Origin of the sequence: Streptomyces sp. NPDC056948, from assembly GCF_042674225.1 — a bacterium.
Classification (GTDB): domain Bacteria; phylum Actinomycetota; class Actinomycetes; order Streptomycetales; family Streptomycetaceae; genus Streptomyces; species Streptomyces purpurascens.
The window spans coordinates 1-13,752 of record NZ_JBHUQX010000050.1; the positions used below are offsets into that span (position 1 = coordinate 1).

General features: G+C 74.0%; 9 protein-coding genes and 1 pseudogene. 3 read left to right on the plus strand and 7 right to left on the minus strand.

The window, feature by feature from the left end; all coding sequences use genetic code 11:
- Nucleotides 1-624, plus strand: a pseudogene (locus tag ACFTZL_RS09205) (transcriptional regulator); the annotation flags it as partial.
- A 6-nt stretch (nucleotides 625-630) separates the two neighbouring features.
- Here the strand turns inward: ACFTZL_RS09205 and ACFTZL_RS09210 are convergent.
- Together ACFTZL_RS09210 and ACFTZL_RS09215 are read right to left on the minus strand one after the other, a co-directional pair.
- Nucleotides 631-2,373, minus strand: coding sequence for a pyruvate dehydrogenase (locus tag ACFTZL_RS09210; RefSeq protein WP_382579902.1), 1,743 nt, complete (start codon nucleotides 2,371-2,373; stop codon nucleotides 631-633).
- Nucleotides 2,374-2,439: 66 nt separating this feature from the next.
- Nucleotides 2,440-4,176 (minus strand): protein phosphatase 2C domain-containing protein, encoded by a 1,737-nt coding sequence (locus ACFTZL_RS09215; protein ID WP_382579903.1) that lies wholly within the window; start codon nucleotides 4,174-4,176, stop codon nucleotides 2,440-2,442.
- Between the two features lie 210 nt (nucleotides 4,177-4,386).
- Between ACFTZL_RS09215 and ACFTZL_RS09220 the strand changes: the two genes are divergently transcribed.
- On the plus strand, nucleotides 4,387-4,869 hold the full coding sequence (locus tag ACFTZL_RS09220) for a DUF456 domain-containing protein (RefSeq protein ID WP_382579904.1): 483 nt from the start codon (nucleotides 4,387-4,389) through the stop codon (nucleotides 4,867-4,869).
- Between the two features lie 10 nt (nucleotides 4,870-4,879).
- Here the strand turns inward: ACFTZL_RS09220 and ACFTZL_RS09225 are convergent, their stop codons facing one another.
- From ACFTZL_RS09225 to ACFTZL_RS09240, 4 genes are all read right to left on the minus strand, one after another.
- Complete coding sequence (locus tag ACFTZL_RS09225) at nucleotides 4,880-5,365, minus strand: methylated-DNA--[protein]-cysteine S-methyltransferase (RefSeq protein WP_382579905.1); 486 nt, start codon at nucleotides 5,363-5,365, stop codon at nucleotides 4,880-4,882.
- Complete coding sequence (locus ACFTZL_RS09230; RefSeq protein ID WP_382579906.1) at nucleotides 5,365-6,780, minus strand: bifunctional transcriptional activator/DNA repair enzyme AdaA; 1,416 nt, start codon at nucleotides 6,778-6,780, stop codon at nucleotides 5,365-5,367. Before ACFTZL_RS09230 ends, ACFTZL_RS09225 begins: the two co-directional genes overlap by 1 nt.
- Before the next feature lie 73 nt (nucleotides 6,781-6,853).
- Complete coding sequence (locus ACFTZL_RS09235; RefSeq protein ID WP_382579907.1) at nucleotides 6,854-10,009, minus strand: lantibiotic dehydratase; 3,156 nt, start codon at nucleotides 10,007-10,009, stop codon at nucleotides 6,854-6,856.
- 35 nt (nucleotides 10,010-10,044) lie between these two features.
- The gene (locus ACFTZL_RS09240) at nucleotides 10,045-10,311 is read right to left on the minus strand and encodes a hypothetical protein (protein ID WP_382579908.1); all 267 of its coding nucleotides are present in this window, start codon (nucleotides 10,309-10,311) and stop codon (nucleotides 10,045-10,047) included.
- Between the two features lie 111 nt (nucleotides 10,312-10,422).
- Here ACFTZL_RS09240 and ACFTZL_RS09245 point away from each other — a divergent pair, with 111 nt between their 5' ends.
- On the plus strand, nucleotides 10,423-13,290 hold the full coding sequence (locus ACFTZL_RS09245; RefSeq protein WP_382579909.1) for a BTAD domain-containing putative transcriptional regulator: 2,868 nt from the start codon (nucleotides 10,423-10,425) through the stop codon (nucleotides 13,288-13,290).
- Here ACFTZL_RS09245 and ACFTZL_RS09250 read toward each other — a convergent pair.
- Nucleotides 13,287-13,724 carry a hypothetical protein gene (locus ACFTZL_RS09250; protein WP_382579910.1) on the minus strand — a complete coding sequence of 146 codons (438 nt, stop codon included), beginning with the start codon at nucleotides 13,722-13,724 and terminating at the stop codon, nucleotides 13,287-13,289. The genes ACFTZL_RS09245 and ACFTZL_RS09250 overlap by 4 nt on opposite strands.
- Nucleotides 13,725-13,752: the final 28 nt, after the last annotated feature.

The following is a 13,752-nucleotide window of genomic DNA, read 5'->3' on the forward strand; positions in this document are numbered from 1 at the left end:
AAACCCGCCCTGCCTCTCACCTGGTCCGTCAACTCCCAGGCATGGAAGCTCGGCTGCGGTCACGACTACGTCATCACCGAGCCGCCGGGGCAGGTGCCCCCGCCCCCGGCCCCGCAGGACGCCGGGACCTGGGCGGCCACGCAGGGCGCGGTGCACGGCGGTGAGACGCTCGTGGAACTGTCGGTGCAGGGGCGGACCGACACGGCCGTCGTGCTGAACGCGCTGCGTGTGCGCGTGGTGGGGCGCACGGCACCCGCCCCGGGCAACGCCTACGCCATGGACCAGGGCTGCGGCGGCGCGGTCACCCCGCGCTCCTTCGACGTGAACCTGGACAAGGACCGCCCCATCGCCCACGCGGTCGCCGGGAGCGACACCGGCGTGCCGATCCCGGCGGTGCGCATGCCGTACCGCGTCTCGGCCGAGGACCCCGAGGTGCTGCTGGTCACCGCAAGGACGGTGACATGCGACTGCCGCTGGTACCTGGAGCTGGACTGGTCCTCCCAGGGCCGCGAGGGCACGGTCCGTATCGACGACGCCGGCCGGCCGTTCCGCACCAGCGGCATCAAGGGCCTGCCCCGGTACATGTACGACACCTCGGCCCGCCAGTGGGCGCCCTACAGCTGACCGCGCTCAAGGCCGGGGCACGTTGCGCAGGTTGCTCCGGGCCATCTGGAGCATCCGGCCGACTCCGCCGTCCAGCACCATCTTGGAGGCGGACAGGGCGAAGCCGGTGACCATCTCGGCCTTGATCTTCGGCGGGATGGACAGCGCGTTGGGGTCGGTGACGACGTCGACGAGGGCCGGGCCCTTGTGCTTGAAGGCGTCCTTGAGGGCGCCGGCGAGTTCCTTGGGCTTCTCGACCCGTACGCCGTACGCGCCGCAGGCCCGGGCGACGGCGGCGAAGTCGGGGTTCTTGTTGGCGGTGCCGTAGGACGGCAGCCCGGCGACCAGCATCTCCAACTCGACCATGCCGAGGGAGGAGTTGTTGAAGAGGACGACCTTGACCGGGAGGTCGTACTGCACCAGCGTCAGGAAGTCGCCCATCAGCATGGAGAACCCGCCGTCGCCGGACATCGACACGACCTGCCTCTTGCGGTCGGTGAACTGTGCGCCGATCGCCATGGGCAGCGCGTTGGCCATCGAGCCGTGGGAGAAGGAACCGATGACGCGGCGGCGGCCGTTGGGTGAGATGTAGCGGGCGGCCCAGACGTTGTTCATGCCGGTGTCGACGGTGAACACGGCGTCGTCGGAGGCGATTTCGTCGAGCACGGACGCCACGTACTCGGGGTGGATCGGCGTGTGTTTCTCGACCTTGCGGGTGTACGCCTTCACCACCCCCTCCAGCGCGTCCGCGTGCTTCTTCAGCATCCGGTCGAGGAAGCGGCGGCTCTTCTTCTCCTTCACCCGCGGGATCAGACAGCGCAGCGTCTCCCGTACGTCGCCCCAGACCGCGAGGTCCAGCTTCGAGCGCCGGCCGAGATGTTCGGGACGGACGTCGACCTGGGCGATCTTCACGTCGTCGGGGAGGAAGGCGTTGTAGGGGAAGTCGGTGCCGAGCAGGATCAGCAGGTCGCACTCGTGGGTGGCCTCGTAGGCGGCGCCGTATCCGAGGAGCCCGCTCATGCCCACGTCGTACGGGTTGTCGTACTGGATCCATTCCTTGCCGCGCAGCGCGTGCCCCACCGGGGACTTGACCTTCCCGGCGAACTCCATGACCTCGGCGTGCGCGCCCGCGGTGCCGGCTCCGCAGAAGAGGGTGACCTTGCCGGCCTCGTCGATCATCTTCACGAGCCGGTCGATCTCCTCGTCGCCCGGGCGGACCGTCGGCCGGGAGGTGACGAGGGCGGTCTCGACGGGCTTCTCCGGGGCGGGCTCGTCGGCGATGTCGCCGGGCAGGGAGACGACGCTGACGCCGCTGCGGCCGATGGCGTTCTGGATGGCGGTCTGGAGCAGCCGGGGCATCTGCTTGGGGCTGGAGATCAGCTCGCTGTAGTGGCTGCAGTCCTGGAACAGCCGGTCGGGGTGGGTCTCCTGGAAGAAGTTGAGCCCGATCTCGCTGGAGGGGATGTGGGAGGCCAGGGCGAGGACGGGCGCCATGGAGCGGTGGGCGTCGTACAGGCCGTTGATGAGGTGGAGGTTGCCGGGCCCGCAGGAGCCGGCGCAGGCGCCGAGCTTGCCGGTGATCTGGGCTTCGGCGCCTGCGGCGAAGGCGGCGGTCTCCTCGTGCCGGACGTGGATCCAGTCGATGGCGGAGTTGCGCCGGACGGCGTCGACGACCGGGTTCAGGCTGTCTCCGACGACTCCGTAGAGGCGTTTGACTCCGGCGCGGGTCAGGATGTCGACGAACTGTTCCGCGACGTTCTGTTTGGCCATGGCTCTCGTGTGCCCCTTCGGTCTCCAGGGATCCCTCCGGGTTCCATCAAGTCACAGGGTGCGCGCTCACGCCTCCCACACGGCGGCGGCCGTACGGTCGTCCGCGTAGCCCTTGACCCGCACTTGGGAGTCCGCGAGGAACGCGGCGAGGCCGGGCGGGTCGGGGCGGGACCACCGCTCGGCGAGGTAGTCGCCCAGTTCGGGTTCGCCGCGCAGCGGGTCGGCGAGGCCGCCGCTGCACAGCAGGAGCGTGTCACCCGGGCGGGCGATGGAGGTGCGGAAGCGGAAGGGTTCGCGGGGTGGCTCCGGGGCCGGTTCGTACGGGCTGGGCGGGGTCGGGATGCCCAGGTCCATGGTGAACCGATCGCCCTCGGGCGTCTCGGAAGGCGGCGACCCGAACCCCATCACGGGCTCGCCCTTGATCTCGGCGACCTGCGGTTCGATGTCCTGCCACTCACCGTCCCGCAGCCGGAACAGCCCGCCGGGCCCGACGCCGAAGAAGACCCGCGTACGGCACTCCGGATCGGCCGACAGCAGAAGACAGCGCAGGCCGGCGGCGTACTCCTCCGGGTCGACGCCCTGTTCGGAGGCGCTGGCGCGGAGCTTGCCGAGACTGCGGTCGGTGAGGCGGTGCAGTCCCGACTTGAGGTCGCCCCGACGGCCGTCCTTTATGTCCGCCACGAGCCGGGCATGACTGCGCCCGACGGCCCGCCCGATCCAGTGACAGGCCTCGGCGGCGGCCCGGTGCGCCCCCGGCGTGGCACGGGCCCCGGTCGCCATCGCCACCAGCAGCAGCGCGTGCTCGCCCGTGCCGAAGCGCGCGGTGAGCAACGAGTCGCGCCGCGGCTCTCCCCGGTACCGGGCGGAGTCCCCCCGCACGGACACGGCCCGCAACGTACAGGCCCCGTACCGGGCCCCGTCGAGCACGGTGTCCGCGACAAGGTCATCGAGATCATCAGGGTCGGCCGCCGGAAGCGCGATGGGTTCGGCGTCGTAGGTGGGCGGCCGGGACCCTACGTACCCACGAGGCCGGGGGGAGGACGGGGGCCGTTCGATCCGGGGGGCGGCTTGGTCGGAGGGGGTGTGCGGCGGAGGCGGTGGACCGGCCGGGCGGGGCGGGGCGAGCGCCTGGTCGGCTGGGCGGGGTGGCGAGGACGGTGGATCGGCCGGGCGTGGTGGCGCGGGCGGCGGGTCGGCCGGGGCGGGGAAGGCCTTCCCGCTGGGCTCGGTGGCCGGGAAAGCGGCCCCGCTGGACCCGGTGGCGGGGGCCCCGGTACGGCCGGACTCGGCGACGGGAAACGCGGTCCCACTGGAGCCGGTGGCGGGAGACCCGGGCCCACCGGGCTCGGCGGGGCGGAACTCCGGGCTGGGCCAGGAGGGTGGGGTGGTGGGCAGGGGTGGAGGGGGCGGTGGTGGGATCTGGGGGCCCTCCGAGGGGCCGCGAGGGCCGGTCGGTGAGGTCGTGCCGCTCGTGGGTGGCCGATCGGGTACCTGCCCGGCCCGTTCCGGCGGCTTTGTGGCGGTCGGGAAGGTCAGCGGGCCCTCGGGCCGGGAGGCCGGTGGCTCCCAGGGCGCGCGCGGCGGGTCCGTGGCCTCGTCGGCGGCTGCCCGGGGCGCCGGAACCACCGGCTCGGCGGCGGGCCGTTCGTCTGCCGGGTCCCCTACCGCCCCCGCCGCCGAGGCGAAGCGGTCGTCCAGGGAATCCGGGGCGGGTGTGGGGCCTGTGTCGTCGGTGGAGTCGTCGTACAAGTGCCTCCACCAGTCGTCGTCATGACCGGTGGGCCTTCCCCCCTGCTGACTCATGCCCCTGATTGTCCACCGCTCGGCCGGGATGAAAACGGGGCTTCCGGAAAAACCGGCCCGTCACGGCACCGTGAAACGACGGCTCGAGTGATCCCTAGAACGGTCATGCGATAAAGGCAGGCGGCGGGCCCCGGGCGGCTGACCTGCGGGTCCTGACCACGGCCACGCTCCTGACCTGCGTCTTCTCATGGATTCCGGCAGGCTGGTCAGATGGGAGTGTGGGACCTCCTGCTGGTCGGGCTGGTCATCCTGCTCGGTCTGTGCGGAGTGCTGCTGCCCGCGGTGCCCGGGTCGTTGCTGGTGTGGGCCGCGGTCATGTGGTGGGCGCTGAAGGATCCCCAGCCCGTCGCGTGGTGGACCCTGGTGGGTGCCACGGTCCTGATGTTCGTCTCCCAGGGCGTGCGCTGGGCCCTGCCGCCCCGGCGGCTCCGGGCGAGCAGCGCCAACCGCCGCATGCTGGCCTGGGCCGGAGGCGGATCCACCCTGGGCTTCGTCCTGCTCCCCGTACTCGGCGCGATCCCCGGATTCCTGGCCGGAATCTACCTCTACGAACGCCGCCGCCTCGGCCGCCACGGCGACGCGGTCGCCGCCCTGCGCCAGGTGATGCGCTCGGGCGGCTCCAGCATCCTGGCCGAACTGTTCACCTGCCAGCTCATCGCGGCGGCCTGGCTCGGCGCGGTCTTCTGGGGTTGACGATGCGCCGCTAGAGCACACCCTCGTGCGTGAGCAGCCGTACCTTGCGGTCCAGGCCGCCCGCGTAACCGGTCAGCGTGCCGTCGGCGCCGATCACCCGATGGCACGGCCGGACGACCAGCAGCGGATTGGCTCCGATCGCCCCGCCGACGGCCCGTACGGCCGCCCGGGGCGCTCCGATCCGCGCGGCGATCTCGCCGTAGGTCACGGTCGAGCCGTAGGGGATGTCGTCCAGCGCGGCCCAGACCTTCTCACGGAAGGCCGTGCCTTCGGTGCGCCACGGCAGCCGGAACTCCTTCAGTTCACCGGCGAAGTAGGCGGCGAGCTGCTCCTCGGCCTCCCGGAAGGGCCCGGCGTCCTGCCGCCAGTCGTCCAGCACCACGCGTCCGCCCTTCTGCCCGGGCACGGACAGCGAGGTCAGCTCGCCGGTCGGGGCGGCGGTGAGGAGCAGCGGCCCGAGCGGTCCCTCCGCGGTCGTCCAGTACGTCGTGGTCATCAGAACTCCCACTCCCCTGCTGCACGCAGGTGGTTCAAGGCGTACGAGCGCCAGGGGCGCCAGCCGTCGGGTACGTCGAGGCCGGGCGGGGCCACGTCCGGGTCGCCGAGGGCGCGGGTGCGGATCTCGGCGATGGTACGGGCGTCCAGGCCGGGCACGGCGCGCAGGGCGTGCTGCGCGTCGTCCCGGTCGGCGCCCGGGTCGAGGCGTACGGCATGGTCGGCCAGGGCGGCGGCGAGCGCGCCGAGGGTTCCTCCGGGCTCGGCCCCGGCGAGGACGGCCGGCTCGGGGAAGAGGTGGGTGAGGCTGCCGCAGGGGGCGTCGAGCGCCTTGCCGTACCGCCGTACGAGCCGTTCCGCCTCCGTCCGGCCGGTCAGCGCGCGCACCGCGAGTTCCTCCGGGTCGGCGGTGCCCGGCGAGCGCAGCCCGGGCCGGGCGGCGACCAGGGGCGCGAGCCGCGGATCGGCGGCGAGGCGCTCGTCGACGGCGTAGGGGTCGGCGTCGAGGTCGAACAGCCGCCGCAGCCGTTGTACGGCGGTGGTCAGGTCGCGGGGGTCGGTGAGGTGCAGCCGGGCGTCGAGCCAGCCGCCGGGGTGGGCGCCGAGCCCGGCCCGGGCGGTGCCGGGGCGCTCGTCGACGGCGACGATGCCGGTGCCGTAGGGCAGGCGGAGGGTGCGCCGGTAGGTGCGCGCGCCGGGCGGGCCGCTCACGTCCTCCACGCCGGTTACGGCCTCGCGTTCCAGCAGGTCGAAGACGGGTCCGGCCTGGTAGGGGCCGCGCTGGGCGAGCCGCAGCGGGATGCCGGCGCTCGGGGTGGCCGTACGGCGGTTCCGGCCGCCCTTCGGGACGACGGCGGCGCGCAGCTCGCTCGGCGTCGAGGCGTAGACGGCCCGGATGGTGTCGTTGAATTGCCTGACGCTGGCGAAACCCGACGCGAATCCGATCTCGGTGACCGGCAGCCCGGTGGTCTGGAGCAGCACGCGCGCGGTGTGGGCCCGCTGGGCCCGGGCGAGGGCGACCGGCCCGGCGCCGAGCTCGGCGGTGAGCTGCCGCTGCACCTGCCGTGCGCTGTAGCCGAGCCGTGCGGCGAGACCGGCGACGCCCTCCCGGTCGACCACGCCGTCGGTGATCAGCCGCATGGCCCGGCCCACCACGTCCGCGCGGACGTTCCACTCGGCGGAGCCGGGCACGGCGTCCGGCCGGCACCTCCGGCAGGCCCGGAAGCCCGAGCCCTGCGCGGCGGCGGCCGTGGTGAAGAACCGTACGTTGGGCCGCTTCGGGGTGACCGCGGGGCAGCTCGGCCGGCAGTAGATGCCGGTCGTCTCGACGGCGAAGAAGAACACGCCGTCGAAACGGGCGTCGCGGCTGCGTACGGCCTCGTACCTGGTGTCCTCGTCCGTTACCTGGTCTCTCACACGTCCAGTCTCCGCCGTCGCCCGGCCTGTCGCTGGCGGAAATCGGACAGGGCGCTTCGGGTGCCCGGCCTCGTCATGGAGCGCGCTGCGCCTCGCGGCGTGCGAGGTGGGCCTCCACGGCACCGCGGGCGAGGGCGGCCACTCGGCCCTCCGACCATGGCGTGGGGTCGGCCGTCAGCCGGTTGTGGTGCATGTGGAGCAGGGAGGCCGGCACCGCGTCGGCATCGGCGTCGGCGGGCGTCTCGGCCAGGCACTGGCGCAGGCTGTCGGCGGCAGCCGCCCGGAGCTGCCAGGCGGCCAGGAGCGGCGCCGCCCAGGCCGCCTCGCGCAGGGCCGCGAAGTCACCGAACGGGTCGACGAGCCGCAGCGCCTGGGCTCGGTGGTCGCGGAAGGAACGGTGGTGTTCGTCGCGGGGCGCGACCGCGAGCAGGCGCCGGGCGCGCTCGGCCGGGGTGCCCGGGACGAGGTGCCAGGCGAGATGGGCCCGGCCGGCCGCCGTGAGCGGCAGCGGGCCGGCCGGTGGCCGGGCGCGGTCGAGCAGCCGGAGCTGTGCGAGGGCCGCCGCGCTGTCGGCGTGGAACACCCGTTCCGCCGCCTCCATGGTCCGGGCCGTGCCTCCGTACCGCTCCGTCTCCGGGTCGTAGGTGTCCAGGACCAGGCGGCCGACGAGCCTGTGCCGCCGCAGGTCCGCCACCAGGTCGTGGAGCGCGGGGAGGATCTCCCCGTAGAGCGTCCCGGGGGCGCCGTGCAGGCGCAGCCGCAGATGGGGGTCCGGGTCGGCGTACCGGACGAAGAACCAGCGGTCCGCCTCGGGCGGCAGGGCGTCCAGCAGCTCCGGCAGATGGCGGGCGAGCACCGTGTCCTGGAGCGGACCGGGGCAGTACAGCTTGGCGTACAGCCATGAGCCTCCCGGCAGGCCGCCCGCGAGGTCGTCACCGCGGCGGACGAGCGGACGCCGGGTGACGGCCGGGGCGGCGGTGCCGGCGAAGGGCGCGCGGCGCAGCAACGGTACGGAGATCTCGGCGGCGTGCGTGCCGTGCGGTCCGGTGAGCCAGCCCGTGCCGTCACCGGTCAGGTCGGGCCGCTCGTGCAGCGGGGTGTCGGGGTCGCGCCGCAGTTCCTCGCGCAGCAGACGGGCGTCCGCCGTGCGGGACAGGTCCAGCGGCAGCAGGCGGTCACCGCTGCCGGCCTCGACCACATCGGGCACCCGCAACCGGCGCCGCCACGACCCGAGGGCCTCCGACCAGGCGGTGAACCCCGTTCGGTGGTCCAGGACATCGGCGTCCCGGACCAGCCACCGGGACCGGCACAGCATGGTCCGGCCGTGTCGTACGGCGGGCAGCCAGGGCCAGTCCCTCGCCGCTCCCCAGTCCCAGCCGAGCAGCGGCCGGACGTGGTCGACGCTCAGCAGCTGCAGCAGGCCTACGTGCGCGGGCGCCAGCCGCCTGGTGTCGAGCATGTGGAAGGTGCTCGCGGCGACCTCCTGCCCGTCGTGCCGGAGGGACACCAGCCGCAATCGGTCCAGTTCGCCGACCACCGCCAGGTCGTCGAGTGCGAGGTGCCCGGGGTCCGCCCTCTCCCCGAACGTGCCGGGTGCCACGGTGTGTTCGACCCAGCGGGGGGTGCGGACGACGTTTCCGGCGCGGGGCAGCGCCGGGCGGAAGACCAACTGGGCCGGGAGGACCGGACCGTGCGGCGAGGCGGCACCGGCGAGCGCCGTGGGCGCTGTCTCGGCGAACGACCGCCCCTCCTCGGGCAGCAGGTGGGCGAAGCGTGCCGCGAGGGAGCCGGCCGGCCAGGTGCCGGTGAGCTGGGCGGACACGACAAGGGCGAACTGCCCTGCGCTGAGCGCCTGTTCGGACGGCGCGAGGAGCTGGAAGACCAGCTCGGACGAGGGCGGAGGGACGCCGGAGTCGTCGCCGAGGGCGTCCAGGTCCCGGTCGGTCAGGACGATCTCGCGCGCGCCGGACGCGGTCGCCTCCTGGGCCAGGGCCGTCAGAACACGGTCCCGGGCACCTGCCGGCGTCGTCGTGTCCGGCAGCGGAGGGCCGAGTCCGCCGACCGGATCGAGGAGCTCGGCCACCGGGACCGCCCGTGCGAGGCCGTACCGTTCGAGGAAGTCGCGATGGTACGGGGCGAGCGGACGCGTCGCCGCGGTGACCGGCGGGCCGAGGCGCCACAGCAGGTCCGCCGCGCGCCGCGCCTCCTCGGCGACCGCGTACGGAAGGGTGACGTCCGCGTCGAGTGCGGTGTCCACGGCGAGGCGGTTCGGGCGCTGGGTCAGGGCGTCCATGCGGTCCTCGGCCGCGCGCAGCGCGAGCAGCCCCTGGCCGGGTCGGCGTTCGGCGTAGTCGGCGAGTGCGGCGGCCACCCCCGCGAGCCGCCGTGCCTCGCCCGTCACGGCCGGGACACCCGCCAGGCAGTCGGTCACATGCGCCAGCGGATCCGCCGCTCCGGGCGGCGGCGACAGGTCCGTCAGCAGGAAGCCGAGGGTGACGAGTTCCGTGACCAGGCTCTCGATCGCACCGGCGGGTGCGGCGGGCAGCCGGGCACGGAGATGTTCCGTGAGGACGGCATGGGTCACAGGCCTGCGGGCGTGCTCGTAGGCCGCCGCCACGGCCGCCGTCCAGCGCACCGACACCTCACGCGGTTCCTCCGCCTCCGCCGGCCCGGCATCCGGCGCGGCAGGCGCGTAGGGCAGGACCAGACGGTCGCCGCGCCGCACGCACAGACCGTTGGCCGCCAGGCGCAGTCCGGCCAGGATCGCCGGGTCCCGCTCCCAGCGCTGCGTCAGACAGGACAGCCACTCGGCGTCGGGGCGGGCCGACTTGCCGTGCGCCGAGCCGAGCCGCACCCGGGCGCTCTCGCCGAACCGGGCCTGTGCGACGCCCGCCAGCAGCCCGAACGGTGTGGGCCGGCCGGCCATCCGCGCGCGGTAGCGCAGCACCGCCCGCCAGGTGCGGCGCAGCGCGGACAGGGACACGTCCCCGCCCGTGCGCACGGACTCCAGCCGCCGGCCGAGGGACGGGCTGGACAGGGCCAGGGCCTCGTGCAGCAGCGGATCGTCGGTCAGTTCCGTGACGGCCGCGCGCAGCGCCTTGCCCTCGTCCGTCGCGTCCGTCACATCGGCCGGATCCGGTGTGTCCGGTGTCCGCAGCGTGCCGACGGGGAGCAGCGGGGAGCGGAGCAGGGCCGTACCGAGATGCTCGAAGACCGGGTCGGACGGCATCCGCGTCCGACCCGGTTCCGAAGGGCCGTTCCGGGTCACAGTGTCGGGAACGGCAGCGTGCCGTGCTGGGTCGCCTGCCGGGCGGCACCGGACCACGGGTGCATGGTGTGGCTGGTCCGCTGCCCGGCGGCACCGGACCATGGGTGCAGGGTCTGCTGGGTCGTCAACCGCACAGCCGCTCCCGACCACGGGTACATGGTGCCGCCGCTCGTCAGCGCGGCAGCATCCACCTCCCCCGCCCCGGTCTGCCGCGTGTCGAGGTCGAACGGGTCGTCGTGCACGGTGTTCTCCTCTCGGATCATCGGATCGTCGTGGACCCGTCCACCGTCGCCCGGCCCGCTCTCGGCCCGGTCACATCCGGCTCTCACCGGCCCCGCCACGCGAGAGTCACCCTGTGTAGCATCATGACTGCGATGGGTGCACGCTACGAGTTCATGGTGCTGGGGCCGCTGGAGATCCGGCGGGACGGAGTGCCCGTGCCGCTCGGCGCGGCACGGCTGCGGGCCCTGCTGGCCGCGCTGCTGGTGGACGCCGGACGGACCGTGCCGGTGGAGTGCCTCGCCCGCCGGGTGTGGGGCGATCGGCAGCCCGCCCGCGTCCCCAACACCCTGCAGAACTACGTGCTGCGGTTGCGCCGCGCTCTCGGCCGCGACCTTCTCCTGACCCGCCCGTCCGGCTATCTGCTCGACGTCACCCCGCAGGACGTGGACCTGCACCGCTTCACGGCGCTGGTCCGGCGTGGCCGTACGGCACTGGAGGCGGGGCGGCCTGCCGACGCGTCCGGGCCCCTGCACGAGGCCGTCCGGCTCTGGCGGGGCGACCCGCTGACCGACCTGCCGGCCGAGTCGCTGCGGGAGGTGCTGCCCGCCCTGGGCGAGGCCCTTCTCGACGCCCTGGAACTGCGGATCGACGCCGATCTGGCGCTGGGCCGGCACGCCCGGGTGCTGTCCGAACTGCGCACCCTCGCCGGGGCACACCCGCTTCGTGAACGCTTTCACGAGCAGCGGATGCTGGCCCTGCACCGGAGCGGACGGCAGGGCGAGGCCCTCGACTGCTACCGGGAGGCGGCGGCCACCCTCGCACGGGAGCTGGGCGTCGACCCCGGGGCCGGGCTGCGTGACGCGCACCGCCGGGTGCTGTCCGGTGACGACACTCCCGCCGCCTTCGCCGGCCGGGACCGGACCGCGGGCCGGCTGCCCGCCGAGACCACGTCGTTCGTCGGCCGTGAGAGGGAACTCGACCACGTCGCCGACCTGTTGACGCGGACCCGGTTGGTGACCCTGACCGGTGTCGGCGGTGTCGGCAAGACCCGGCTGGCGCTGCGCGCCGCGACCCGGTCGGCCCATGCCTTCCCGGACGGGGTGTGGCTCGCGGACCTGGCACCGCTGACCGATCCGGGCCTGCTGGACCGGACGGTGGCGGAGTCGCTCGGCCTGCGCAACCACTCCAGCCGGCCCGTGGCCGACGCGGTGACCGAGCATCTGCGCGACCGGCGGCTGCTGTTGGTCCTGGACAACTGCGAGCACCTGGTGGCACCGGTCGCCACCCTGGCGCTGCGGCTGCTGCGGTGGGCGCCTGAGCTGACCGTGCTGGCCACCAGCCGGGAGCGGCTGGCGGTGCCGGGAGAGCACGTCGTGATGGTCCCCGGGCTCGCCCTGCCCGAACGGGCCGACGACACCGGCTGCGAGGCGCTGCGGCTGCTCGCCGACCGGGCCGCGGCATCGGCGCCCGGCTTCCGCGTCACGGACGCGAACTACGCCGCCGTGGCCGAGCTGTGCCATCGCCTGGACGGCATCCCGCTCGCCGTCGAGCTGGCCGCCGTACGGCTGAACACCCTGGCCGCCGGGGAGATCCTGGACCGGCTCGACGACCGCTTCCGGCTGCTGGCCGCGCCCCGGGGCGGCGGCCCGGACGACCGGCGGCGCACCCTGCGCCAGGTCATCGACTGGAGTCACGATCTGTGCACCGAGGCCGAGCGGCTGCTGTGGAGCCGGGTCTCCGTCTTCACGGGCAGCTTCGACCTTGACGCCGCCGAGGCGGTCTGCAAGGGCGGGGCACTCGCCCCCGGGGACGTCCGTGATCTGCTGGCGGCGCTGGTCGACAAGTCGATCGTGTACGCCGGTCATGCCGGACCGCGGGTCAGATACCGGCTGCTGGAGACGATCCGCCAGTACGGCCGGGACCGGCTCGAGGAACGCGGTGATGTGTCGGCGGTGCGGCTGCGCCACGTACGCCACTACCGGGACCTCGCGGCCCGGGCCGCCGCCGAGTGGTGCGGGCCGCAGGAGGTCGACTGGCTCACCCGGCTCCGCCTCGACCTGCCCAACATCCGTTCGGCGCTCGACCTGTGCGCGTCCGTTCCGGATCTGACCGGCACGGGCCTGGACATCGCGGTCGACCTGGGCCGTACCCGGTGCTGGTTCTTCAGCAGCACGCTCGGGGAGGGCCGGCACTGGCTGGAGCGGCTGCTCGCCCGCCCGGACGGCACCCTCCGGCCGGACCAGGACATCGCCGCCCGCGCGATGACGGTGTGGATCGCCCTCTGCCAGGGCGACCGGTCCTCCGTCCGGGCCTTCCTGGACGCGTGCCGGCCGGCCGGGGCCGCCCCGGCAGCCCACCCCGCGGTGCGGTTCGTCGAGGGTGCCTACGCCCTGCTCGTCGACGGCGACACCACGGCGGTCGACCGGCTCGCCCGGGCCCGCGAGGCGTTCCGGGACGCGGGACTGCCGGGGGACGCGCACATGGCCACCCTGATGTGGGCCATGGCCGCCGCCTTCATGGGCCCCCGCGACACCGCTCTGGCCACCCGAGAGGTGTATGTCGCCGAGGCCGAGGCGTCGGGCGCCGAATGGGCCAGGAGCTGGGCGACCTGGTGTGCGGGGATCACCGAGCTGCGGCACGGCGATCCGGTGCGGGCACTGCCCCGGCTGCGCGACGCCCTGGCCCGGCAGCGGGCGGTCGGCGACAACTGGGGTCCGTTGTGGGGAGTGGAGAGCCTGGCGTGGGCGACGGCCGCCGTCGCCCGGCCCGGCCCGGCGGCCACGCTGCTCGGCGCCGCCGAAGGGCTGCGCCGGGACATCGGGGTGGACCTGACCGGCCTGCTGCCGTTCCACACCGCGCGCCTGTCCGTGGAGCTGCGCGTCCGGGAGGAACTCGGCGACGAAGCCTACGTCGTGGCGCACGACGCGGGCTTCACGGCGGCCGACCGGGTGGCCCTGGCTCTGGAACTCACCTCGGCGAAGAGAGCGGACGGTCTTCAAGAGCGACCGGGCGGTCTCTAGGGGACGTAGAACTCGGTGTCGTAGTACCAGTCGTCGACACCGTTGAGCCGCAGCCGGCCGGCGACCACGAAGATCGACTCGTTGCCGACGTATTCGGTCGGCGCGAGGCATCCGCGAGTGAAGCCGGCGTTGAGCGTGGAGCCGGCGCAGTCCACGTTGCTGCCGAAGTTGCCGCTCACCGCACCACTGATCGACACCGCCACGCTCGCCGCGTTCTGTACGACCAGGACGGCCTGGCCGTACCTGCTGCCGTTGATGACGGCGCAGACCTTGAACTTGACGTTGTCGGAGACCTTGTGGGTCTTGTAGGCACCGCAGTGCCAGGTGGAGTTGGTGCTCACCGCCTGCCAGTTCTGCGCGGCGCCGGCCGGCGCGGCGGTGACCGCGAGGGCCCCCGCCGCGGCCGCGGCCACACCCAGAGCTCTGAAACGCATATCGCCATCCCCCTCGATACGAACACTT